We start from the raw sequence: 23,228 nt of genomic DNA on the forward strand, positions 1-23,228 counted from the left end.
ATGACAGAGGTTTATACCTATTTTCCTGCATTTTTGCTTGTTTTAGTTAGGGTAACGAGCTTTTTTGTAACAATGCCTTTGTTTTCCTACCGAACTCTTCCTGCTTCACATCGGATTGGCATTGCATTTTTTATTTCATGGATTATGTTCTTATCAATGGAAAATCCGATTCTCCAAATCGATGGCTTTTATATCATGCTTATTTTAAAAGAGGCGATGGTAGGATTATTAATTGGCTTAATAGCCTATATGATTTTTGCGGCAATTCAAATTGCCGGAGGTTTTATTGATTTTCAAATGGGATTTGCTATCGCGAATGTCATTGATCCACAAACTGGAGCACAAAGCCCGTTAATGGGACAATATTTATATACATTTGCACTTCTTTTTTTATTGGCAATCAATGGCCACCATCTTTTATTGGACGGAATATTTTATAGCTATGAATTTATACCAATGGAGCAGGCGACACTTCCGTTTGGCAATGATAATCTTGTTGAATTTGTTTTAAGAGCTTTTAGTACGATGTTTATTATTGCTTTCCAGATGTCCATGCCAGTCGTAGGTGCTTTGTTTTTAGTGGATATTGCCTTAGGGATTGTTGCAAGAACAGTTCCCCAGTTAAATGTGTTTGTAGTGGGACTGCCATTGAAAATTGGGGTTAGTTTTGTTGTTATGTTAATCGCGATATCGATGATGTTTATGCTTGTCGGGAAACTGGTAGACAATATGCTATATACGATGAGAGGATTAATGGAACTTTTAGGAGGAAGCTAGATGTATTTTGTTCGCCTTAACCTACAATTTTTTGCTGGTGAAAAAACAGAAAAAGCCACTCCTAAAAAACGTCAAGAAACAAGGAAAAAAGGACAGGTTGCAAAGAGTGCTGATGTAAACACGGCTATTCTATTGCTAGCCATCTTTTTTACTCTTCTTGTTTTTGGAGGTTTTATTTTTGAACGTATTTTGACGTTTTTAAAGCATTCATTTAGTCATTATTTATCGATAAAGCCAACTGAACAAAGTGTTCAGGAAATATTTATCGAATTATCTTTAGAAGTTGCAATTATTTTAGCACCAATTATGGTGGTAGCCGTTATTGCTGGGATTGCAGCAAACCTTATGCAGGTTGGTTTTCTGTTTTCACCAGAAGCTATTCAAATGAAATTAAATAAGCTTGATCCAATTCAAGGCTTTAAACGAATTTATTCGATTCGTGCGCTTGTTGAGATGATTAAATCTATCTTAAAAATTGTTATTGTAGGTGGCGTGACATTTGCAATACTTTGGTTTCGCTTAGAAGATATTTTGTCTTTATCTCAGAAAACTGTAGGGGCCGCATTAATTGTTCTAGCGAAACTCACTGTTCAGATGGGTTTGTTTGCTGGTGGTGCACTTTTATTCTTATCTTTTTTGGATTATCTTTATCAACGCTTTGATTATGAAAAAAACATTAGAATGTCAAAGCAAGATATTAAAGATGAATTCAAAAAGACAGAAGGGGACCCTTTAATCAAATCAAAAATCAAGCAAAAACAACGCGAAATGGCAATGAGCCGCATGATGCAAGAAGTGCCAAAGGCCGATGTTATTATTACAAACCCCACTCATTTTGCAGTTGCTTTGAAATATGACGAGGCAAAAATGGATGCGCCATTCGTTGTCGCAAAGGGAGTAGACTTTGTAGCAGTAAGGATTAAGGAAATTGCTAAAGAACATGAAATTACAACCATTGAAAATCGGCCACTTGCAAGAGCACTTTATGCAGGGACAGATATTGGGGATGCCATCCCCGAAGAATATTTTAAAGCGGTAGCTGAAATACTTGCCTATGTATACCGCTTAAAAGAGAAGGTTTAAAAATTTTTCCACCTTCAATCATCAATTGTGCTTTTTTTACTTAAAGGAGAGAAAACAATGCGAGCAAGAGATTTATCCGTTTTATTAAGTGTAATCTTAATAGTTGCGATGCTTATTATTCCATTTCCAGCTTGGCTGCTAAGTGTCCTCATTATCATTAATATTTCTCTTGCACTCTTGGTCCTCTTAACATCAATGAATATGCAGGAACCACTCCAATTTTCAATCTTTCCATCATTATTACTTCTACTAACCCTATTTAGGTTAGGGTTAAATGTTTCAACAACAAGATCGATTCTTTCAACTGGGGATGGCGGTGGAGTAGTCCACACCTTTGGAACCTTTGTTGTTGGGGGAAATATTGTTGTTGGATTTGTTGTGTTTTTAATCCTCGTTATTATTCAATTTATTGTTATTACAAAAGGTTCCGAACGTGTATCGGAAGTTGCTGCACGATTTACATTAGATGCAATGCCAGGTAAGCAAATGAGTATTGACGCTGATTTAAATGCGGGGATGATTTCAGATACTGAAGCCCGCGAACGCCGTGAAAAGGTAAGTAGGGAAGCTGACTTTTACGGAGCGATGGACGGTGCAAGTAAGTTCGTAAAAGGGGATGCGATTGCAGGTATCATTATTGTACTTATCAACTTGATTTTTGGTTTCATCATTGGAATGACACAGCACGGGTTGGGTTTCCAAGAGTCCCTTTCAAAATTTACACTATTAACAATAGGGGATGGACTCGTTAGTCAGATTCCTGCATTGTTAATTTCTACTGCAACAGGGATTGTTGTCACACGTGCTGCTTCAGAAGGAAATTTAGGAACAGATATTACAAGGCAATTATTTGCTTATCCTAAAATGCTTTACGTGACAGCAGGTACAATCTTCATGTTAGGACTATTTACTCCCATTCATGATGTATTAACCATATCCATCTCAAGTTTTTTAGCGATTGGCGGTTTTATGATTTCCAAAAACAAGGATAAGGAGATACAGGTAGAGCCTGATACGGAAGAAGAGGTACAAATTGAGGATCTAAAAAGTCCCGAAAGCGTTGTTAATTTGTTAAATGTTGATCCAATTGAGTTTGAGTTTGGCTACGGTCTGATTCCTTTAGCGGACACAAACCAAGGTGGGGATATTTTAGACCGGATTGTTATGATCCGTAGACAATTGGCTATTGAGTTAGGTTTAGTCATACCAGTAGTTAGAATAAGAGATAATATTCAGTTACAGCCAAATGAGTATCGCTTGAAAATAAAAGGCAGTGAAATGGCTCGAGGGGAACTGTTGCTAGACCATTTCTTGGCGATGAGTCCAGGCTATGAGGATGATTCGATTGAAGGTATTGATACAGTCGAGCCATCATTTGGTTTGCCAGCAAAGTGGATTTCTGAGGATATGAAGGACCAGGCAGAAATGCAAGGATATACAGTGGTTGACCCACCATCTGTTGTATCTACACATATTACCGAGGTCATTAGAAGAAATGCTCATGAACTACTCGGAAGACAAGAAACGAAGCAATTAATTGATCATTTAAAGGAATCATACCCAATTTTAGTTGAGGAAGTAACACCTAACCCATTATCGGTCGGGGACATTCAAAAGGTATTGGCGAAATTATTAAAAGAAAATGTTTCGATTCGAAACCTACCGATTATTTTTGAAACCTTGGCTGATTTTGGCCGAATGACAACTGATACTGATCTATTAACGGAATATGTTAGACAATCCCTTGCTAGACAGATTACAAATCAATACATTGTTCAAGGAGAAACAATGAAGGTTGTGACTCTGTCCGGTCGGGTTGAAAAGCAGGTTGCAGATGGTGTTCAGCAAACAGAGCATGGAAATTATTTATCTATCGACCCAAATGTGTCCGGGTCCATCATTGAATCCATTGCAAAGCAAATCGAAACTGTCAGTATGGGCGAGCAGTCTCCGATTTTATTATGCTCGCCTGCAGTCAGAATGTATGTAAGGCAATTAATTGAACGATATTTTCCACAGGTTCCCGTTCTTTCCTATAATGAACTTGAGGCAAATGTGGAGGTTCAAAGTGTTGGGGTGGTGAATATAGATTGAAGGTGAAAAAATACATCGCTCCTTCCATGCCGGAAGCGATGAAAATGATTCGAGCAGAATTAGGTAGTGAAGCGGTAATTTTAAATTCAAAGCTTGTTCAAACACAAGGTTTTTTTGGTCTTTTTCGAAAAAAGAATTTTGAAGTTATTGCAGCTGTTGACCCAGAGGCTCCAAGAAGGCAAATGGTGAAGCCTAAAGAAAAGGAACGAAAGATACCTGAAATCGAAAAAAAAATCGAACCACAAAAACCTGTTATTCGTGAGCCATTAAATAAATATGCTGAAAAGGAATCTCATGGGCCTGCTCCAGAGCTTCTAAAAGAAATTCAAGACCTAAAAGCAGCTATGAAGGAATTATCCACTGATATTAGCCCGTATACGGGTCCCCTTCAAGAAATGAATCAATTGCTGCTACATCAAGAAATTAACCCATCGATTCGGAAAAAAATCATGTCAGGTTTATTGGAAAAATGGTATTTGGCATCTGAAAAAGCTACATTTGAAGAAGTCCAAAATTGGACAAAGGAATGTTTGAACTTATTAATTTCTAACGTAAAATACGGCGGTTTAACGTATCAAAAAAAGTATATTAATGTAGTAGGCCCAACTGGGGTTGGAAAAACCACAACCATTGCGAAAATTGCTGCAGACTGTATGTTAAAGGACAAAAAAAGAATCGCCTTTATTACAACCGATACATTTCGGATTGCGGCCATTGAGCAATTGAAAACTTATGCGAAAATTCTAGGTGCACCTGTTGAGGTTTGTTATTCCTTTGAAGATTTTAAAAAAGCGAAAGAAGCTTATAAAGACTATGATATTGTTTTCATTGATACAGCAGGTAGGAATTTCCGGAATGAAAAATATATTGATGATTTAAATAATTTAATTCATTTTTCAAATGATATGGAGACGTTTTTAGTCCTTTCTTTAACATCAAAAATGAATGATATGAAAGTGATATATGAACAATTTTCAAAAATTACGATATCAAAATTTATATTTACAAAAGTGGATGAAACGGCAAACTATGGAGCAATGGTGAATTTAATTGTCGATTCTGGTATTGGGGTTGCTTATTTAACAAATGGACAAAATGTACCAGATGACATCGTCATTGCATCGCCTTCCTTGATCGCTAATACTATCCTTGGAGTAGATGAATCATGATAGACCAAGCTACAACTCTTCGTAAAAAACTAGCATCGATGAATAACGAACAAGACCAGCCGAAGACAATAGCTGTAATCAGTGGAAAAGGTGGAGTAGGAAAATCTAATCTCTCTTTGAACTTTTCTATTGCCTTATCTCAATTTGGTAAAAAGGTCTTGCTTTTTGATATGGATATCGGGATGGGGAATATTGATATTTTAATGGGGATTACCGCCCACCATACGATTGTTGATTTATTTGAGAATAATCTTTCTATCAATGATTTACTTATAAAGGGGCCGGAAGGTATTGACTATATTGCAGGTGGAAATGGGTTGCCGAATCTTTTTAAGCTTGATGAAAATAAATCAGAATATTTAATCAACCAATTGCAACTCGTGCTGAATAACTATGACTACGTTATATTTGATATGGGTGCAGGAATGACGGAGGAAAATGTAAAATTCCTCATGGCAATGGATGATATCTTTGTTATAACTACACCTGAGCCAACCGCAATTACAGATGCTTATTCAGCAATGAAATACATCTGGTTGTTTGACCAAACTATTCCTTTATTCTTAATTGTTAATCGTGCCGAAAATGAGTCGGAAGGCATGCAAACCCTTAAAAGATTAAAGCAAGCGGTATTGCAGTTTTTAGTAAAGGAAGTCAAAATATTAGGTGTTTTACTCGATGATAAAACCGTTCAAAAGGCTGTAAGTCACCAAGAGCCATTTTTGATATATGCGCCAAAAGCTGTCATAAGTAAAAACTTATTGGATATATGCAAAAATTATCTAAATAAAAATAATGAAAAAAATCACGATAAGAAGCAACAAACATCCTTTATATCAAAGTTACAGCGTTTTTTCGTACGTGGTAGATAGGAGCCTTATGATGACAAAACTAAATGTTCTTATTGTAGACGATTCAGCATTTATGAGGAAACTCATTTCTAATTTTCTTCAGGAAGATTCAAGGATTGAAGTTGTTGGCACTGCAAGAAACGGAATCGATGCACTGAATAAAATTAAAATACTCAATCCGGATGTTGTAACTTTGGATGTTGAGATGCCTGAAATGAATGGAATTGAAGCGTTAAAGCGAATTATGAGTGAAGTTCCGCGTCCAGTTGTCATGCTTTCAAGTACAACGAAAGAAGGAGCAGAGAACACATTACTAGCGATTCAGCATGGCGCTGTTGATTTTATTCAAAAACCATCGGGTCCAATTTCCATCGATCTTCATCTAATAAAAAATGAAATTGTGACAAAAGTACTGAATGCTGGAAGAGTAAATATTGCTTTGCTAAAAAAGCCATTGAAAATACAAGAAACAATTACCAGTAGATTTGTAGATTATAGTAAAATAGAACTAGAATCCAATAGAAGCATTAAAAAAATTGTTTGTATGGGTACTTCAACAGGGGGACCAAGAGCATTACAACAAGTTCTCACTGAATTTCCAAGAAATTATCCTTTACCAATTGTAATTGTTCAGCATATGCCAGCAGGCTTTACGAAATCGTTAGCTAACAGGCTGAATAGTTTATGTGAGATTACTGTTAAAGAAGCTGAAAACGGGGAATTTTTAAAGCCAGGAACAGCTTATATCGCCCCAGGTGGCTATCACATGAAAATAAAAAAGATTGGGACTTCATTCGCCGTGAATATTGATGAAAGTGAAATTACAAATGGACATAGACCATCAGTTGATGTCCTATTTGAATCACTTAGTGAAATCAAAGGAATTCAAAAAATATCCGTTATAATGACTGGAATGGGTACAGATGGGACTTATGGACTAAAGAAGCTTAAAGAGACGGGACAAGCTGTTTCCATAGCGGAATCTCAAGATACCTCAATTGTTTTCGGAATGCCAAAGTCAGCAATCGAGACACATTTAGTTGATAGAGTTGAAAGTTTAGAGGATATAGCAAGTACCATACTAAGCCTTACATAGGTAAAGGGGTGTTATTTGATGGAAATGGATCAATATTTAGAAGTGTTTATTGAAGAAAGTAAAGAACATCTCCAGGCTTGTAATGAGCATTTGTTGGAATTGGAAAAAGAACCTGAAAATATTTCAATCGTTAATGAAATTTTCCGTTCGGCCCATACATTAAAGGGTATGTCTGCCACAATGGGATATGATGATTTAGCAAGCCTCACACATCAAATGGAAAATGTACTCGATGGCATCCGAAATATGAAAATTCATGTTACACCATCACTTTTAGATATTGTTTTCAAAGCAGTAGATTATCTAGAAGAAATGATTTTTTCAATTGCAGACGGAGGAGACGGAAAAAAAGATGTTTCAGATGTCGTGTTTTTATTGAAAAAGATTGAAAATGGAGAAGAAATTAAAGATGAGGAACCCCCCATCTCAGTAGAGCTAAAAAATGAAAATGTTGCTGTAAGTTCTAATTATGATGATTTTGAATTAACAGTCATTCAACAATCAAAAGAACAAGGCTTTAATTGTTATGAAATCACAATCCTACTTAGAGAGGATTGTTTATTAAAGGCCGCTCGTGTTTTTATGGTATTTGAAGTTCTTGAACAGGTCGGAGAAATCATTAAATCCATTCCTTCGGTAGATCAATTAGAGGAAGAGCAATTTCAAAATGAGTTTACGGTAACCCTCATATCAACCGAATTAGCCGAGAATATCGAAAAACGAATTATGAAAGTATCTGAAATAGATAGAGTAACAGTACTAGATGTTCAACTTAATTCATTAAAGACTGGAGTACAAGAACAAATAAATGACCAAATTAAGGCACATGCGGAGGCTGCTCCTACTCTAGCAGTCTTGGATGAACAAACGAAATCTGAAAAAGAAGATAATCATCCTGCTAAATCAAGTAGTAAGCATAATGGCAATCATAAGACAATTAGGGTCAATATTGAACGACTTGATATTCTTATGAATTTATTTGAGGAATTAGTCATTGATAGAGGACGTTTAGAACAAATCTCACGTGACCTAAATCATTCTGAGTTGGATGAAACAGTTGAAAGAATGTCGAGAATTTCAGGAGATTTACAAAATATTATCCTTACAATGAGAATGGTTCCTGTTGAAACAGTATTTAATCGCTTTCCACGGATGGTACGCCAATTAGCAAAGGATTTGCATAAAAAAATTAACCTTCAAATCATTGGTGCGGAAACGGAGTTAGATCGAACTGTTATTGATGAAATCGGTGATCCACTTGTACATCTTTTACGTAATGCGCTAGACCATGGGATTGAAACACCAGAAGTCAGAGTACAAAATGGAAAACAAGAAGAAGGTACGGTTGTTTTACGTGCCTACCACAGTGGAAACCATATCTTCATCGAAATTGAAGATGATGGTGCAGGTATTAGTCGTGACAAAATCATTCAAAAGGCTATAAACAAAGGGCTCATTACAGAAAAAGTAGGAGAGTCTTTAACGGATAGCCAAGTATTTGATTTCATTATGTCCTCTGGTTTTTCAACAGCAGAAAAAATCTCGGATGTTTCTGGACGTGGTGTGGGTCTGGATGTTGTAAAAAACACAATTGAATCACTAGGTGGCTCGATTACGATTCGTTCAGTGATTGGTAAAGGGTCCGTTTTTTCAATCCAACTTCCGCTTACATTATCAATTATATCTGTCATGCTTGTCGAAGTTCAAAATGAAAAATATGCAATCCCACTTTCTTCAATTATTGAGACTGCAATCATCAAAAAGAGTGAGATTCTTCATGCACACAATCAAAAGGTAATAGATTTTAGAGGAAAAGTTGTGCCGTTAGTAAACTTGAAGGATATTTTTGAAGTCCCAATCGCCACTGATGAGGATGAGTATCTTTCTGTTGTCATTGTGAAAAAAGGTGAAAAGAGCGCAGGACTCATTGTTGATTCATTCATTGGACAACAAGAGATTGTGTTGAAATCGCTAGGAAACTATTTAACAAATGTATTCGCGATTTCCGGAGCAACCATATTAGGTGATGGCCAAGTCGCTTTAATTGTCGATTGTAATGCATTAATCAAATAATCTTTTGTAGGGTAAAGGGGGAGAAAAAATGTCTGAACAAGCAGCTGTGTTAAAAGTAATTGTATTTTCACTTCATGATGAGGAGTATGGAATTCCGGTATCACAAGTGCGTTCTATTGAAAAAGTGCAGCATATAACACGTGTTCCTAGAACGGCATCATTTGTAAAGGGTGTTATTAATTTAAGAGGGGTCGTTACTCCCATTATTGATTTAAGAACACGCTTTGGAATGGCTGAATCAGAGTATACGGACAGTACAAGGATTATTATTGTTGCAACGGACGATGTTGAGGTCGGATTAATTGTAGATACAGCAAATGATGTAATGGATATTCTAGTGGACACAATTGAGCCCCCACCAGAGATTGTCGGTGGTGTTGAGGTGGAATACTTAAAAGGAGTAGCGAAGCTTGAGAAAAGATTGCTCATCTTACTAAATCTAGAAAAGGTCTTAAATCCTAGATTAGTAAAGGAAGAGATGGAAGGGTAATTATTATGTCATTTTTTCAACGTATTAATTCCACACATTTAGATATTTTAAAAGAGATTGGAAATATTGGAGCGGGACATTCTGCCACTGCTCTTTCAAAGCTCTTGCATCGCAAAATTGATATGCAGGTACCAAATGTGCGAATCGTTTCGTTTGATGAAATGATGGAGTTTGCTGGAGGGGCTGAAAATATTGTTGCAGGAATTTTCTTGCGTATTGAAGGGGATCTAACCGGAAATATGTTTTTCGTTTTGCAGCTTCCACAAGCAACAAAATTAATACAGGATTTAGTCGGTGATAAAAGCTTCTCCTTTGAAAGTGACACCAAAAACGAAATGGGGATATCAGCTTTTCAAGAGGTTGGAAATATTTTGTCAGGCTCCTATCTCACTTCATTATCTGATTTTACAGGGTTAAATTTGTACCCAACCGTTCCTGGGTTTTCAATTGATATGGTGGGTGCAATTATCGGTTATGGCTTACTAGAACTTTCACAGGTAAGTGATTTTGCAATCGTCATTGAAACAGAAATTAATGAAAATCAAAATCCGGATAACAACAATATAAATGGGCATTTTTTACTGTTGCCGGATCCTGATTCATTCGAAAAAATCTTCACGGCACTGGGAGTTCCATTACATGATTGATTCTCCTCAAGTCATAAAGGTTGGAATAGCTGACATGAATGTCATTTCTGCACCTGACTTAATCCGAACCACTGGATTAGGTTCCTGTGTAGGAGTTGTCATTTATGATCAAACAAAAAAGGTAGCAGGACTAGCCCATATCATGCTGCCAAGCTCGGCATCGACAAAAGCGGAAAACATGAATATTGCCAAATATGCCGATACTGCAATTGAGGTGCTTATTCATAAAATTATTGGAATCGGCGGTCGAGCTATGAGTTTAAAAGCTAAAATTGCTGGTGGGGCCCAAATGTTTCAATTTCAATCGGGCAGTGATATTATGAGAATTGGTCCGCGCAACGTCGAGGCGGTTGAGGCTGAGCTAAAGCGCTTTAACATCACACTTGTTGCAGCAGATGTTGGTGGGGGTAATGGTAGAACAATCGAATTTGACCCCGTGTCAACGATTCTAAAAATCCGTACAGTCAACAAAGGGATTAAAGAAATATAAGTAGTTTAAAATAAATGATATGAAAATAAAGGTAAAGGAGGAGTAGAATGTCCAGCTTATCATCGACAGATCATCAAGAATATTGGCAGAAATGGACCAACTCACGAGACTCAGATGCAGGGGATGCCCTTGTTAGAAAATACATGCCGCTTGTTTCATATCATGTGCAGCGAATCTCAGTCACGTTGCCGAAAAGTGTGAACAAAGATGATTTAAAAAGTCTTGGGATGATTGGGTTATATGATGCTCTGGAAAAATTCGATCCTTCCCGTGACTTAAAATTTGATACATATGCTTCCTTTCGAATTCGAGGAGCAATACTAGACGGCCTCAGAAAGGAAGATTGGTTACCTAGAAGTTCAAGAGAAAAATCAAAAAAAGTAGAAGCAGCCATTGAAAGGTTAGAACAAAAACTGATGCGTAACGTTACGATTCCAGAAATCGCTGCTGAAGTCGATATGAGTGAAGAGGAAGTTTATCAAACAATGAATGAAGGGTTCTTTGCAAATGTTCTTTCCATGGACGATCATCAGCATGATGACGAGGGTAGTGAAAAATCGCACCTTTCGATAAAGGATCATGCGACTTTAACACCAGAAGAACATATCGTTAAAAAAGAAATACTCAATCAACTAATTAATGTCATTCAGCAATTAAATGAAAAAGAGCAGTTGATTCTTAGTTTGTTTTATAAAGAGGAACTTACATTAACTGAAATTGGACAGGTAATGGGATTATCGACTTCAAGAATATCTCAAATACACTCAAAGGCACTATTTAAACTGAGGGATATTTTACAAAAACACATCCATTAAAAAGGCGGGAGGATCGTGGCAGAAATTGAACTTTTAGTATCCAAAGATAAAATGATGGTACATGTCAACGTTATGAAAGATTCTACACCTCTTCAAATTAGAGAGGATGAGGTTTATTCATTGTTGTCTAAACATGGAATATCGTTTGGAATAAAGCGAGATGTCATTTCGAAACTGATTTCTAATGTGGATAATGTCGTTTTTCCTTTATTAATAGCAGAGGGCGAGACTCCTAATAAAGGTGAAGATGGTTTTATAAAACTTGAAACCCTCGAAAAGAAACAGGATATTCAATCCAATGAGATATTAAACTTTCGAAATGTAAGGCAAATACCTTCCGTAAAAGCAGGACAGCTTGTTGCAACTATTTATCAAAGCAAGCCTGGAATACCCGGTAGAGATGTTTTAGGACACCCAATTGCAGCCATGAATGGAAAACCATATCCTTTGAAAGTAGGCAAAAACATTGTTGAAACAAATGGAAAGATTTATGCCACACTGGACGGACAAATCAACCTTTTAGAAAAAAAGATAAGCGTTCTTCCAGTCTTTGAAGTGAATGGGGATTTAAACCTTAAAACCGGAAATATTGATTTCATTGGAAATGTTACAATTAGAGGGAATGTACCAAGTGACTATGTGGTAAAAGCAGGTGGAGACATATCAATCTATGGTATTGTCGAAGGTGCACAAATCCAGGCTGGCGGGTCCATTTATATATCTAGCGGGATTGTTGGGTTTGCGAAAGCGTCAATTCGTGCCGAAGGGGATGTCATTGCTTCATATTTTAATCAATGTCAGGTACATGCTGGAAAAAATATCGAGGCGACAGGTTCAATCCTACACAGTGTTTGTTTTGCAAAAGGAAATGTTCGTTCCTTAACTGGAAGCATTATTGGTGGACTCATTTCAGCTGGGAATTATGTAGCTGCAAAGGACATTGGTAATGCATCACATACAAAAACAGAGATTCAAATAGGAGCATTTGATAGATTTAGTGAAGAAGAAAAGCTGATTCGAACGGAGTTGGATGCAACAAAGGCCCAACTACAAAAAGTTTTACTTATACTTCAGAAATTATCAGAAAAATACAAAAGGACATCAATTCTTTCAGAAGATGAAATTTTACTTCTGAAAAGAGACAAACTCACACAAACTGAACTAACAAAAAAACTAGAACTACTTGAGATTGAATTAATTGAGCTTTCGTTAAAACAGAAGGAGGCAACTACAGCTAGTTTAGTTGCTACAGGCAATCTCTATCCGAATGTCTATGTCCAATTTGGTAAATATAAACGAATCATAAACCAACTCTTCCACCATGTAAAAGCGCAACTAGTCAATAAAGAGATTTCAATAGACATTTATTCTGAAAAATAAAATCGGAAGAAGTGAAAATAATTGAGTCTAAAATTAGTTGAATTACAAGTTGCGATCCCAAGAACCGGAGATGCTGGTAAAATTCAAGAACAACTGATGATGCGTGGACAGCATATGCAAGACCATATTTCCGCAGAAAATGAGAAGTTGGAGAAAAGAAATCGAACCAAGGTTAACGAAAACAACAAATCTGAAAACGCAGAAATACATAAGGATGAATCATCAAACCCTTTTTCAAAACAGTCTTTACATAAAACACAAAATCCTGAACATGAAGAGAAAGAGCTACATCCATATAAGGGTAATTTTATTGATATCATTGGATAGAGGGAATTGAATGACAACCATATTATTTATACTTTGCTTTGGGTTACTTGCAGTTGCATTTTTTTTAATTATTCTTTTATATCTAAAGATTACACAACTAAAAGATGTTGAAATTAAACAAGAACGCTTACTCAAGGAATTTGAAAATGTAATCACTTCATATGTGATGGAAATCAAAGAAGAAAATGAAGTGTTTTTAAATAGAATCAAAGATGTGAACCATGTAACGGAAGAAACAAACAATCGAAATTCGATACATATTAAAGAGCCCGAATTGACTTCTGACGATTTTCATGAACTTCTGCCTTCTTATCCGGATGAGGAACAGATATATATAGGAGAAAATGAAATCGAACAAGAAATCGACGAGACAGATGAAGATAATAAAGACACCCTTATTAGAGACATTGAGCATCTTATTAAACTTGGTCTCTCTTATGGTGAAATTGCAAAAAAATTAAATAAAGGCAAAACTGAAATAGAACTTTTACACAAATTTCGTCAAAACAACTAATTTTTCTTGACCCTCGCGTTTTGATTGTGATATATTAATTTTTGGTGTTATCACACACGTTCATAGATTTAAGCATTGGTGCTGTTATACAGTTTTGCTTAAAGATGATATGAACGGAGGACAAAAAACCATTAGGAGGATTTATCCATGTCAGTAATTTCTATGAAGCAATTGCTTGAAGCTGGTGTTCACTTCGGTCACCAAACTCGCCGTTGGAACCCAAAAATGAAGCGTTACATCTTTACAGAGCGTAACGGAATCTACATCATTGACCTTCAAAAAACAGTTAAGAAGGTTGAAGAAGCTTATAATTTCGTTAAGGAATTAGCAGGCAACGGTGGAACAATGCTTTTTGTTGGTACAAAAAAGCAAGCTCAAGATTCAGTTAAAGAAGAAGCCGAGCGTTCTGGAATGTACTTTGTTAACCAACGTTGGTTAGGTGGTACGTTAACAAACTTTGAAACAATTCAAAAGCGTATCAAGCGTCTTAAAGACATTGAAAAAATGCAAGAAGACGGTACTTTTGATGTTCTACCTAAGAAAGAAGTTGTTCAGCTTAAGAAAGAGTTAGAACGTCTTGAGAAATTCTTAGGCGGAATTAAAGATATGAAGCAATTACCAGATGCTTTATTCATCATCGACCCTCGTAAAGAGCGTATTGCTGTTGCAGAAGCTCATAAATTAAACATCCCAATCGTTGGTATCGTAGATACAAACTGTGATCCAGATGAAATTGATTATGTAATCCCAGCAAACGATGATGCAATTCGCGCGGTTAAGCTTTTAACAGGAAAAATGGCAGACGCTATCCTAGAAGCTAAACAAGGTGAAGAAACATCTGCTTAATGAGCGAAAGGTGATAAGAGGGTTATGCCTTTTATCACCTTTTTTAAAGATGATGTCTGCGCGTCTTGCGCTTTTCTTTAGAATTATATAAATTCGCAAATTAAGTCATAATAGAAACAGAATGTCAAAAAAATTCTATATTCTACAATTCGAACTAGTACATAGTGGCAAATAAGGAGGAAAACATAATGGCAGTTACTGCACAAATGGTAAAAGAGCTCCGTGAAAAAACTGGAGCAGGTATGATGGACTGTAAAAAGGCTCTTACTGAAACTGATGGTGATATGGACAAAGCAATTGATTACCTTCGCGAAAAAGGTATTGCAAAAGCTGCGAAAAAAGGTGACCGTATTGCTGCTGAAGGTTTAACTTCTATCGAAGTTTCCGGTAATGAAGCAGTCATTATTGAAGTTAACTCAGAAACTGATTTCGTTGCAAAAAATGAAGGTTTCCAAACACTAGTAAAAGAATTAGCTACTCATCTTTTAGCGAAGAAGCCAGCTAACGTTGAAGAAGCATTAGAACAAAAGATGGACAATGGTTCAACTGTATCTGAGTATATTAATGCTGCAATCGCAAAAATCGGGGAAAAACTTTCACTTCGTCGTTTTGAAATTGCTACAAAAGAAGATGGTGACGCATTTGGTGCATACCTCCACATGGGTGGTCGTATTGGCGTTCTAGCTGTTCTAGGTGGTACAACAGACACTGATGTTGCAAAGGATGTAGCAATGCACGTTGCAGCAGTAAATCCTAAATATGTGTCACGCGATCAAGTTTCTGCTGATGTAGTAGAGCACGAGCGTGGAGTATTAACACAACAAGCACTAAATGAAGGTAAACCAGAAAATATCGTAGCGAAAATGGTAGAAGGACGCTTTAGCAAATTCTTCGAAGACGTTTGTCTTCTTGACCAAAGCTTCGTTAAAGACCCAGATCAAAAGGTTCGCAAATATGTTGAATCTAAAGGTGCTACTGTAAAGAGCTTCGTTCGTTACGAAGTTGGTGAAGGTATCGAAAAACGTCAAGATAACTTTGCTGAAGAAGTAATGAGCCAAGTGAAGAAGTAAAAAGAAAAAAGGGAACACATTATGTGTTCCCTATTTTTTGAAATGTTTAGCATTGCGCCATAGAAAAGGCGCTTGTACTTTTTGAGATGGAGGTTTTTTATTCGATGAGCGGTGCCAAATATAAGCGTGTAGTGTTAAAATTAAGTGGAGAAGCATTAGCGGGTGAGCAGGGATTTGGCATAAATCCATCTGTAATCCAATCTGTAGCAAAACAAGTGAAGGAAATTGCTGAACTTGGTGTGGAAATTGCTGTTGTTGTCGGTGGCGGAAACATTTGGAGAGGCAAGATTGGCAGTGAAATGGGAATGGACCGTGCAAATGCTGATTATATGGGAATGCTTGCAACGGTAATGAATTCCTTAGCTTTACAAGATAGCTTAGAAAATTTAGGGATTCAAACTCGTGTCCAAACATCTATTGAAATGCGTCAAGTCGCAGAACCATACATAAGAAGAAAAGCAATTCGACATCTAGAAAAGAAACGTGTAGTGATTTTTGCAGCAGGTACGGGAAATCCTTACTTCTCTACAGATACAACAGCTGCTCTACGTGCCGCTGAAATTGAAGCAGAGGTAATTTTAATGGCTAAAAATAATGTCGATGGTGTCTATAGTGCAGATCCAACAATAGATAAAACAGCTGTGAAATATGAGACATTATCCTATCTTGATGTTATTAAAGAAGGACTAGCTGTAATGGATTCCACTGCATCTTCACTTTGCATGGACAATGATATTCCGTTAATTGTTTTTTCAATTATGGAAGAAGGAAATATTAAACGTGCTGTACTAGGAGAAAATATCGGAACAATTGTAAGGGGGAAATAACTTTATGGCAAACAACACATTAAATCAAGTGAAGGATAAAATGTCTAAAGCAGTCCAAGCATTGTCTCGTGAACTAGCAACTGTAAGAGCAGGTAGAGCGAACCCAGCAATCCTTGATAAGGTTTCAGTTGATTACTATGGTGCACCAACGCCTTTAAATCAACTTGGATCTATCAATGTACCTGAAGCAAGAATGCTTGTAATTCAACCATATGATAAGTCCATTTTAGGTGATATGGAAAAAGCAATTCAGAAGGCTGATTTAGGCTTAAATCCAACAAATGACGGGTCAATTATTCGTATTTCAATCCCACCACTAACAGAGGAAAGACGACGTGAGTTAGTGAAGCTTGTTAAGAAATATGCGGAAGAGTCAAAAGTTGCAGTTCGTAATGTTCGTCGTGATGGAAACGATGAATTGAAAAAGCTTGAGAAAAACGGTGAAATCACTGAAGACGAATTACGCAGCCTAACTGATGATGTTCAAAAAGCTACGGATGAATCTATTAATAAGATTGATGCAGTTGCAAAAGAAAAAGAAAAAGAAATCATGGAAGTCTAATCCATTTCAATGTACAATATATTGTAAAAAGACCCTCTAACGTTTACAGGGGGTTTTTTTGTTAATACTGACTACTAATTAGTTACCCTGAGCAATACAAAAATGGTAAAATGAAACTGGTCTGGGTGCAAAAACACCAAGGCGCATTTGATTCGGGTGTTGGAGGACTTGTGAATGTTTGAAAAATTTAAAAAACCGAAAAAAAAGCCAGTTTCTATTTCAGAAGAAGAAATAGTAAAAGGGCCGATTCCTAATCACATAGCGATTATTATGGACGGAAATGGGAGATGGGCAAAAAAACGTTCATTGCCACGAACTGCTGGTCACCATGAAGGTATGAAGGTAGTAAAAAGAATGACCAAGCTTGCAAGTCGACTTGGAGTAAAGACTTTAACTGTCTACGCGTTTTCAACAGAAAACTGGAAGCGTCCAGAGGATGAGGTTAATTATCTATTAAAACTCCCCCAAGAATTTCTGGGAACGTTTCTACCTGAGCTAATTGAGGAAAACGTTCAGGTTCGAATCATGGGGAATAAAGATGCGATTCCTGCGCATACTCAAAAAGCGGTAGATAAAGCGGTACACGATACAAAGAACAATACCGGCTTAATCCTAAATTTCGCACTAAATTATGGGGGCCGTGCGGAAATTATCGATGCGGTCAATAACATTCTTTCGGACCATGAAGAGGGTAACCTACATAAAAAAATAGACGAAGAATTGTTTAACCAATATTTAATGAGCGCTGGATTACAAGATCCCGATTTATTAATCCGTACTAGCGGGGAAATACGATTAAGTAATTTTATGCTCTGGCAGCTTGCATATACTGAATTCTGGTTCACAGATGTATTATGGCCTGATTTTAAAGAGCAGCATTTATTAGAGGCCATCTATGCATTTCAAAAGAGAGGTCGACGATTTGGAGGAGTATAAGAACCAAATCGCATTTGAAAAAGGAATGATACGATGAAACAAAGAATTATAACGGCAATAATTGCAGCAGCAATCTTTCTACCGATTGTAATTATTGGAGGCATCCCATTTACTATTTTAGTCTACTTGATGGGAGCTATCGCAATTTTTGAACTTTTACGGATGAAGCGTATTAATATTGCGTCAATCCCGGGCATAATTTCTATTATATTGTTATGGATTATTTTAATTCCAAGTAAATACAATGATCTATTTACACCTTTAAAAATTTCGAAAATTGAAATAGTCCTACTTATCGTTTTGTTTATATTAACGTATACGGTTATATCTAAAAACAGCTTTAACTTTGATGATGCTGGACTGGTAATCCTCGCAGCATTATATATTGGTTTTGGTTTTTATTATATGATTGAAATAAGAGCGATGGGATTAGCATATATATTCTATGCATTCGTTGTTATTTGGACAACTGATTCAGGAGCTTACTTTATTGGAAGAAAGCTTGGTAAGAATAAGCTCTGGCCAGAAATTAGTCCAAATAAAACAGTCGAAGGATTTGTTGGCGGAATTGTTACGGCTATTGTATTTGCGTTTATTTTTAACATGATCACGGATTTATTTGATTCCTTCTTTTCACTCATTATCGTGACATTAATTGTGTCTGTTTTTGGACAAATTGGGGATTTAGTAGAATCTGCATTAAAGAGACATTATAATGTGAAGGATTCTGGGACATTGCTACCTGGACATGGAGGAATATTAGATCGTTTTGATAGCATGATATTTATCCTGCCGATTCTTTATTTTTTAAGATTAATTATATAGTAGTGGTTTTTTATTGGGAGTGAGTTTGTGAAGAAAATTAGTTTATTAGGGGCTACGGGCTCGATTGGGCAACAAACTTTAGATGTGATTAAACAACATCCAGAAGAATTACAGCTTGTTGCGATGTCAATTGGGGAAAATGTGACCTTAGGGCGCGAAATTATACATAAGTTTTCACCGAAGCTTGTTTCCGTGAAATCAAAAGAAACATGTGAATTATATAAAAGTGAATTTTCCAGTGACATTCAGTTTGTATATGGAGATGAAGGTTTAATCGAAGTTGCTACTTACCATGAAGCGACAATTGTTCTTAATGCAGTTGTTGGAAGTGTTGGATTATTACCAACATTAAAAGCAATTGAAGCGAAAAAAACAATTGGACTTGCCAACAAGGAAACACTAGTTACGGCTGGTCATCTGGTCATGGATGCTGCGAAGCAACATGGTGTAGCCATTTTACCAGTTGATAGTGAGCACTCCGCTATTTTTCAATGCCTGCAAGGTGAAAAAGAAAAGAATGTAGAGAAAATTATCTTGACCGCTTCGGGCGGAAGTTTCCGTGATCGAACTCGCGATGAACTTAAGGATGTTACAGTTGAAGATGCCCTTAAGCATCCCAACTGGTCAATGGGTGCTAAAATTACAATTGATTCAGCAACGATGATGAACAAAGGATTAGAAGTAATCGAAGCACATTGGTTGTTTAATCTTCCTTATGAACAAATTGATGTTCTCCTTCATAAAGAAAGCATCATTCATTCAATGGTTGAGTTCCATGATAGCAGTGTCATCGCTCAACTTGGAACACCAGACATGAGGGTTCCAATTCAATATGCCTTTTCATATCCAGATCGTTTTCCTATGCATGCATCGAAGGAGAGATTACGACTTTGGGAAATCGGAAAACTACATTTTTCGAAGCCTGATTTTGACAGATTTAGATGCCTTGGATTTGCATTTCACGCTGGTAAAACGGGTGGGACACTTCCAACGGTATTAAATGCCGCAAATGAAGAGGCCGTTTCAGGATTTTTAAATGGGAAAGTCTCATTCCTAGAGATTGAGGAAATCATTGAAGGTACATTGGAAAAACATGACACCATCCAAGACCCTAGTTTGGATATCATCCAACAGGTAGACAAAGAAACACGAGCTTTTGTTCGGGAATTAGTAGATAAAAAATAGAATATTGAGGCTAGCTTCAGGCGCCATCGTCTTGGGTCATAAGCCAATCGCTTCGGAAGGTAAAATGCACCTTCTGTATGCGCTTGTCTTATGCCTGTCGCCGATTAGCGGGCGCCTTACGCTTTTGATTTAATCTAACAAAAGGTGGTTAAATATGTGGAGACTGTGATAGCCTTTATCATTATTTTTGGTGCACTCGTATTTTTTCATGAGTGGGGACATCTCGTTTTAGCGAAGCGAGCAGGAATTCTTTGTCGTGAATTTGCTATTGGGATGGGACCAAAGGTATTTACCTTTAGAAAAAATGAAACACTTTATACGATTCGTCTCCTACCTATAGGCGGATATGTTAGAATGGCTGGCGAAGACCCGGAAATGGTTGAACTTAAACCAGGTCACAATATAGGGTTGTTATTTGATAAAAATGGGAAAGTCGATAAAATCATTTTAAATAATAAGGATAAATATCCAGATTTAAAGGTGATTGAGGTTGAGGAAGCCGATTTAGAGCATAATCTTTTTATTTCTGGTTATGAAGATGGGGAAGATGAGGTTCTAAAAAGATATGAAGTGAGTGAGACTGCTTTTTTTGTTGTCGATGGACAAGAAACGCAAATCGCTCCTTATAATCGACAATTCGCTTCTAAAACTTTGCTGCAAAGGACATTGGCAATTGCCGCTGGCCCGGCAATGAATTTTGTACTAGCTTTTATTATTTTAATTGTAATCGGCTTATTACAAGGTACACCAATCGACAAGCCAATCCTTGGAAAGCTAACGGAGGATGGGGCTGCACTTCAAGCAGGACTTCACGAGGGTGATGTTGTTCGTGAAATTGATAATGAACAAGTTTCTACCTGGAATGATATTGTAGGTATTATTCGCTCACATCCTGAAGAGGAAATCGGCTTTGTTGTTGAACGTAATGGTAGCCTTCATGAAATTTCTGTAACCCCGAAAGCTCAGCAGCTTGAGGATGAAACTATTGGAGTCATAGGTGTTTATGGACCAGTAGAGAAATCAGTTTTACCATCCTTGAAATATGGGGTTTTGGAAACCTTTATGTGGACAAAGGAAATTTTACTCGGTCTTGGAAAGCTTATAACAGGACAATTCTCGATTGATATGCTTTCTGGACCAGTTGGAATATATGTATCAACCGATACAGTTGTTCAGTCTGGAATCTTTTATGTGATGAAATGGGCTGCAATCCTCAGCATTAACCTTGGTATTGTTAACCTATTACCATTGCCAGCTCTTGATGGTGGACGATTAGTATTCTTTGCATTGGAAGCTGTACGTGGGAAACCGATTGACAAGCAAAAAGAAGGTATGGTTCATTTTATCGGTTTTGCCTTATTAATGCTTCTAATGTTGGTTGTCACCTGGAATGATATTCAACGATTCTTTTTATAAAATAAGCTCAAATATAGAACGAGGTGCAAGATATGAAACAAAGTATGACGCTTATACCTACACTGCGAGAAGTACCATCTGATGCCGAAATTAAAAGCCACCAGCTTTTAATTCGAGCGGGATTTATTAGACAAAATGCGAGTGGGGTTTATAGCTATCTTCCATTAGCAAGACGTGTTTTACAAAAAATTGAAACGATTGTTCGTGAAGAAATGGAACGAGCAGGTGCAGCTGAACTCCTTATGCCAGCTTTGACGCCAGCAGAGCTTTGGCAGGAATCAGGACGCTGGTATTCTTACGGCCCAGAACTTATGCGCCTGCATGATCGTCATGAGCGGGACTTCGTATTAGGCCCGACACATGAAGAAGTAATTACTAGTCTTGTTCGTGATGAAATTAAATCATATAAAAGACTACCGATCACTCTTTATCAAATTCAAACAAAATTCCGTGATGAAAAAAGACCACGCTTCGGGCTATTACGCGGTCGGGAATTTATTATGAAAGATGCATATTCCTTCCATGCGGATCAAGAAAGTCTTCATGATGTATATGAAAAAATGTATACGGCCTATTCCAATGTATTTGCACGTTGTGGACTTAACTTCCGTGCCGTAATCGCGGATTCAGGAGCTATGGGCGGTAAAGATACGCATGAATTTATGGTTCTTTCCGAAGTTGGAGAGGATACAATTGCATATTCTGATACTTCCTCATTTGCGGCAAATATTGAAATGGCACCTGTTGTCATGGAATATCCAAAAAGTGATGAGCCAGTAAAAGAACTTGAAAAAGTAGAGACAATCGGCAAAAAATCAATCGAAGAAGTGGCAGCCTTCCTTGACGTTCCAAAGGATAAATGCATCAAATCACTTCTTTTCGAGGTTGATGAAAAATTTGTACTTGTTTTAGCTCGCGGTGACCATGAAGTAAATGATATTAAAGTGAAAAACTTGCTGGAAGCTACAAATGTAGAACTAGCAGGTACAGAAGATACTGAACGTATCATGGGCTGTACAGTTGGTTCCTTAGGACCAATTAATGTGACTAAGGATATTACTGTAATTGCTGACCATGCTGTTGTCTCAGTTGTCAATGGTGTTTGTGGGGCAAATGAAGAGAATTATCATTTTGTTAATGTAAATGCAGATCGTGATTTTGCTGGTATTCAATATGCAGACCTTCGTTTTATCCAAGAAGGCGACCCATCACCAGATGGTCAGGGCAAAATTGTCTTTGCTGAAGGTATCGAAGTCGGTCATATCTTTAAACTTGGTACAAGATACAGTGAAGCAATGGGTGCAACCTTCCTTGATGAAAACGGAAGAGCACAACCCATGATAATGGGATGCTATGGGATCGGAGTTTCTAGAACTCTATCTGCTGTTGCGGAGCAGTCCAATGACGAAAATGGTTTGATTTGGCCAGCGAATCTTGCACCATATGATCTACATTTAATCCCGGTAAATATGAAAAACGAAGAACAAAAAGCTCTTTCTGAATCTTTGTACCTGTCTCTAAAGGAAAGCGGATTTGATGTTTTATTCGATGATCGTGCTGAACGTCCAGGTGTGAAATTTTCGGATTCTGATTTAATCGGTTTGCCACTACGTATCACTGTTGGAAAACGTGCTGGCGAAGGTGTTGTCGAGGTGAAGGTTCGTAAGACAGGGGAAACATTGGAAATAAATATTGAAAATCTTATCGAGACAATTAAGAAATATGTAGTAAAATAATTAATAGAAAAGAAAAAAG

23 protein-coding genes are annotated in these 23,228 nt (G+C 37.0%); all 23 read left to right on the top strand.

All coding sequences use genetic code 11. From position 1 onward, the window contains the following. The 23 genes from fliR to V7112_RS02180 all read left to right on the top strand — a co-directional run bounded on the left by fliR (position 1) and on the right by V7112_RS02180 (position 23,209). The gene (fliR, locus tag V7112_RS02070; protein ID WP_335414656.1) at positions 1-777 is read left to right on the top strand and encodes a flagellar biosynthetic protein FliR; all 777 of its coding nucleotides are present in this window, start codon (positions 1-3) and stop codon (positions 775-777) included. Next, complete coding sequence (gene flhB, locus V7112_RS02075) at positions 778-1,860, top strand: flagellar biosynthesis protein FlhB (protein WP_335414659.1); 1,083 nt, start codon at positions 778-780, stop codon at positions 1,858-1,860. A gap of 57 nt (positions 1,861-1,917) precedes the next feature. After that, the gene (gene flhA / locus V7112_RS02080; RefSeq protein ID WP_335414663.1) at positions 1,918-3,954 is read left to right on the top strand and encodes a flagellar biosynthesis protein FlhA; all 2,037 of its coding nucleotides are present in this window, start codon (positions 1,918-1,920) and stop codon (positions 3,952-3,954) included. Next, entirely contained in the window at positions 3,951-5,123 is a 1,173-nt protein-coding gene (gene flhF, locus V7112_RS02085; protein WP_335414666.1) for a flagellar biosynthesis protein FlhF, read from the top strand. Before flhA ends, flhF begins: the two co-directional genes overlap by 4 nt. After that, a complete protein-coding gene (locus V7112_RS02090) occupies positions 5,120-5,995 on the top strand; it encodes a MinD/ParA family protein (RefSeq protein WP_335414669.1) in 876 nt (291 codons plus the stop codon). The genes flhF and V7112_RS02090 overlap by 4 nt, the downstream gene beginning before the upstream one ends. Before the next feature lie 10 nt (positions 5,996-6,005). Then, positions 6,006-7,070, top strand: a complete 1,065-nt coding sequence (locus V7112_RS02095) for a protein-glutamate methylesterase/protein-glutamine glutaminase (protein WP_335414672.1) — start codon at positions 6,006-6,008, stop codon at positions 7,068-7,070. Positions 7,071-7,088: 18 nt separating this feature from the next. Further along, the gene (locus V7112_RS02100) at positions 7,089-9,143 is read left to right on the top strand and encodes a chemotaxis protein CheA (RefSeq protein WP_335414676.1); all 2,055 of its coding nucleotides are present in this window, start codon (positions 7,089-7,091) and stop codon (positions 9,141-9,143) included. Between the two features lie 28 nt (positions 9,144-9,171). Continuing rightward, positions 9,172-9,633: a chemotaxis protein CheW gene (locus V7112_RS02105; RefSeq protein ID WP_335414679.1), complete on the top strand. Its 462-nt coding sequence runs from the start codon at positions 9,172-9,174 to the stop codon at positions 9,631-9,633. A 5-nt stretch (positions 9,634-9,638) separates the two neighbouring features. Beyond that, a complete protein-coding gene (locus V7112_RS02110) occupies positions 9,639-10,280 on the top strand; it encodes a chemotaxis protein CheC (RefSeq protein WP_335414682.1) in 642 nt (213 codons plus the stop codon). Beyond that, positions 10,273-10,770 (top strand): chemotaxis protein CheD, encoded by a 498-nt coding sequence (locus V7112_RS02115; RefSeq protein ID WP_335414685.1) that lies wholly within the window; start codon positions 10,273-10,275, stop codon positions 10,768-10,770. Before V7112_RS02110 ends, V7112_RS02115 begins: the two co-directional genes overlap by 8 nt. A 47-nt stretch (positions 10,771-10,817) precedes the next feature. Beyond that, complete coding sequence (locus V7112_RS02120; protein ID WP_335414689.1) at positions 10,818-11,585, top strand: FliA/WhiG family RNA polymerase sigma factor; 768 nt, start codon at positions 10,818-10,820, stop codon at positions 11,583-11,585. A gap of 15 nt (positions 11,586-11,600) precedes the next feature. Further along, a complete protein-coding gene (locus V7112_RS02125; RefSeq protein WP_335414693.1) occupies positions 11,601-12,965 on the top strand; it encodes a DUF342 domain-containing protein in 1,365 nt (454 codons plus the stop codon). A gap of 21 nt (positions 12,966-12,986) precedes the next feature. Then, positions 12,987-13,292, top strand: a complete 306-nt coding sequence (locus V7112_RS02130) for a hypothetical protein (protein ID WP_335414696.1) — start codon at positions 12,987-12,989, stop codon at positions 13,290-13,292. Between the two features lie 10 nt (positions 13,293-13,302). Beyond that, complete coding sequence (locus tag V7112_RS02135; protein WP_335414698.1) at positions 13,303-13,806, top strand: hypothetical protein; 504 nt, start codon at positions 13,303-13,305, stop codon at positions 13,804-13,806. Between the two features lie 147 nt (positions 13,807-13,953). Then, positions 13,954-14,652 carry a 30S ribosomal protein S2 gene (gene rpsB / locus V7112_RS02140; protein WP_010282364.1) on the top strand — a complete coding sequence of 233 codons (699 nt, stop codon included), beginning with the start codon at positions 13,954-13,956 and terminating at the stop codon, positions 14,650-14,652. Positions 14,653-14,840: 188 nt separating this feature from the next. After that, positions 14,841-15,722: a translation elongation factor Ts gene (tsf, locus tag V7112_RS02145; protein WP_335414701.1), complete on the top strand. Its 882-nt coding sequence runs from the start codon at positions 14,841-14,843 to the stop codon at positions 15,720-15,722. A gap of 104 nt (positions 15,723-15,826) precedes the next feature. Next, a complete protein-coding gene (gene pyrH / locus V7112_RS02150; protein ID WP_335414704.1) occupies positions 15,827-16,549 on the top strand; it encodes a UMP kinase in 723 nt (240 codons plus the stop codon). 4 nt (positions 16,550-16,553) lie between these two features. Then, positions 16,554-17,111, top strand: a complete 558-nt coding sequence (frr, locus tag V7112_RS02155) for a ribosome recycling factor (protein WP_335414707.1) — start codon at positions 16,554-16,556, stop codon at positions 17,109-17,111. Between the two features lie 174 nt (positions 17,112-17,285). Continuing rightward, entirely contained in the window at positions 17,286-18,047 is a 762-nt protein-coding gene (locus V7112_RS02160; RefSeq protein WP_335414710.1) for an isoprenyl transferase, read from the top strand. Positions 18,048-18,080: 33 nt separating this feature from the next. Next, a complete protein-coding gene (locus tag V7112_RS02165) occupies positions 18,081-18,872 on the top strand; it encodes a phosphatidate cytidylyltransferase (protein ID WP_335414713.1) in 792 nt (263 codons plus the stop codon). Between the two features lie 27 nt (positions 18,873-18,899). Continuing rightward, complete coding sequence (locus V7112_RS02170) at positions 18,900-20,057, top strand: 1-deoxy-D-xylulose-5-phosphate reductoisomerase (protein ID WP_335414716.1); 1,158 nt, start codon at positions 18,900-18,902, stop codon at positions 20,055-20,057. Positions 20,058-20,213: 156 nt separating this feature from the next. Further along, positions 20,214-21,473, top strand: coding sequence for an RIP metalloprotease RseP (gene rseP, locus V7112_RS02175; protein ID WP_335414719.1), 1,260 nt, complete (start codon positions 20,214-20,216; stop codon positions 21,471-21,473). A gap of 32 nt (positions 21,474-21,505) precedes the next feature. Then, complete coding sequence (locus V7112_RS02180; RefSeq protein WP_335414722.1) at positions 21,506-23,209, top strand: proline--tRNA ligase; 1,704 nt, start codon at positions 21,506-21,508, stop codon at positions 23,207-23,209. Positions 23,210-23,228 lie beyond the last annotated feature (19 nt).

Source organism: Bacillus sp. JJ1566 (assembly GCF_036962685.1).
Taxonomy (GTDB): domain Bacteria; phylum Bacillota; class Bacilli; order Bacillales; family Bacillaceae_L; genus Ferdinandcohnia.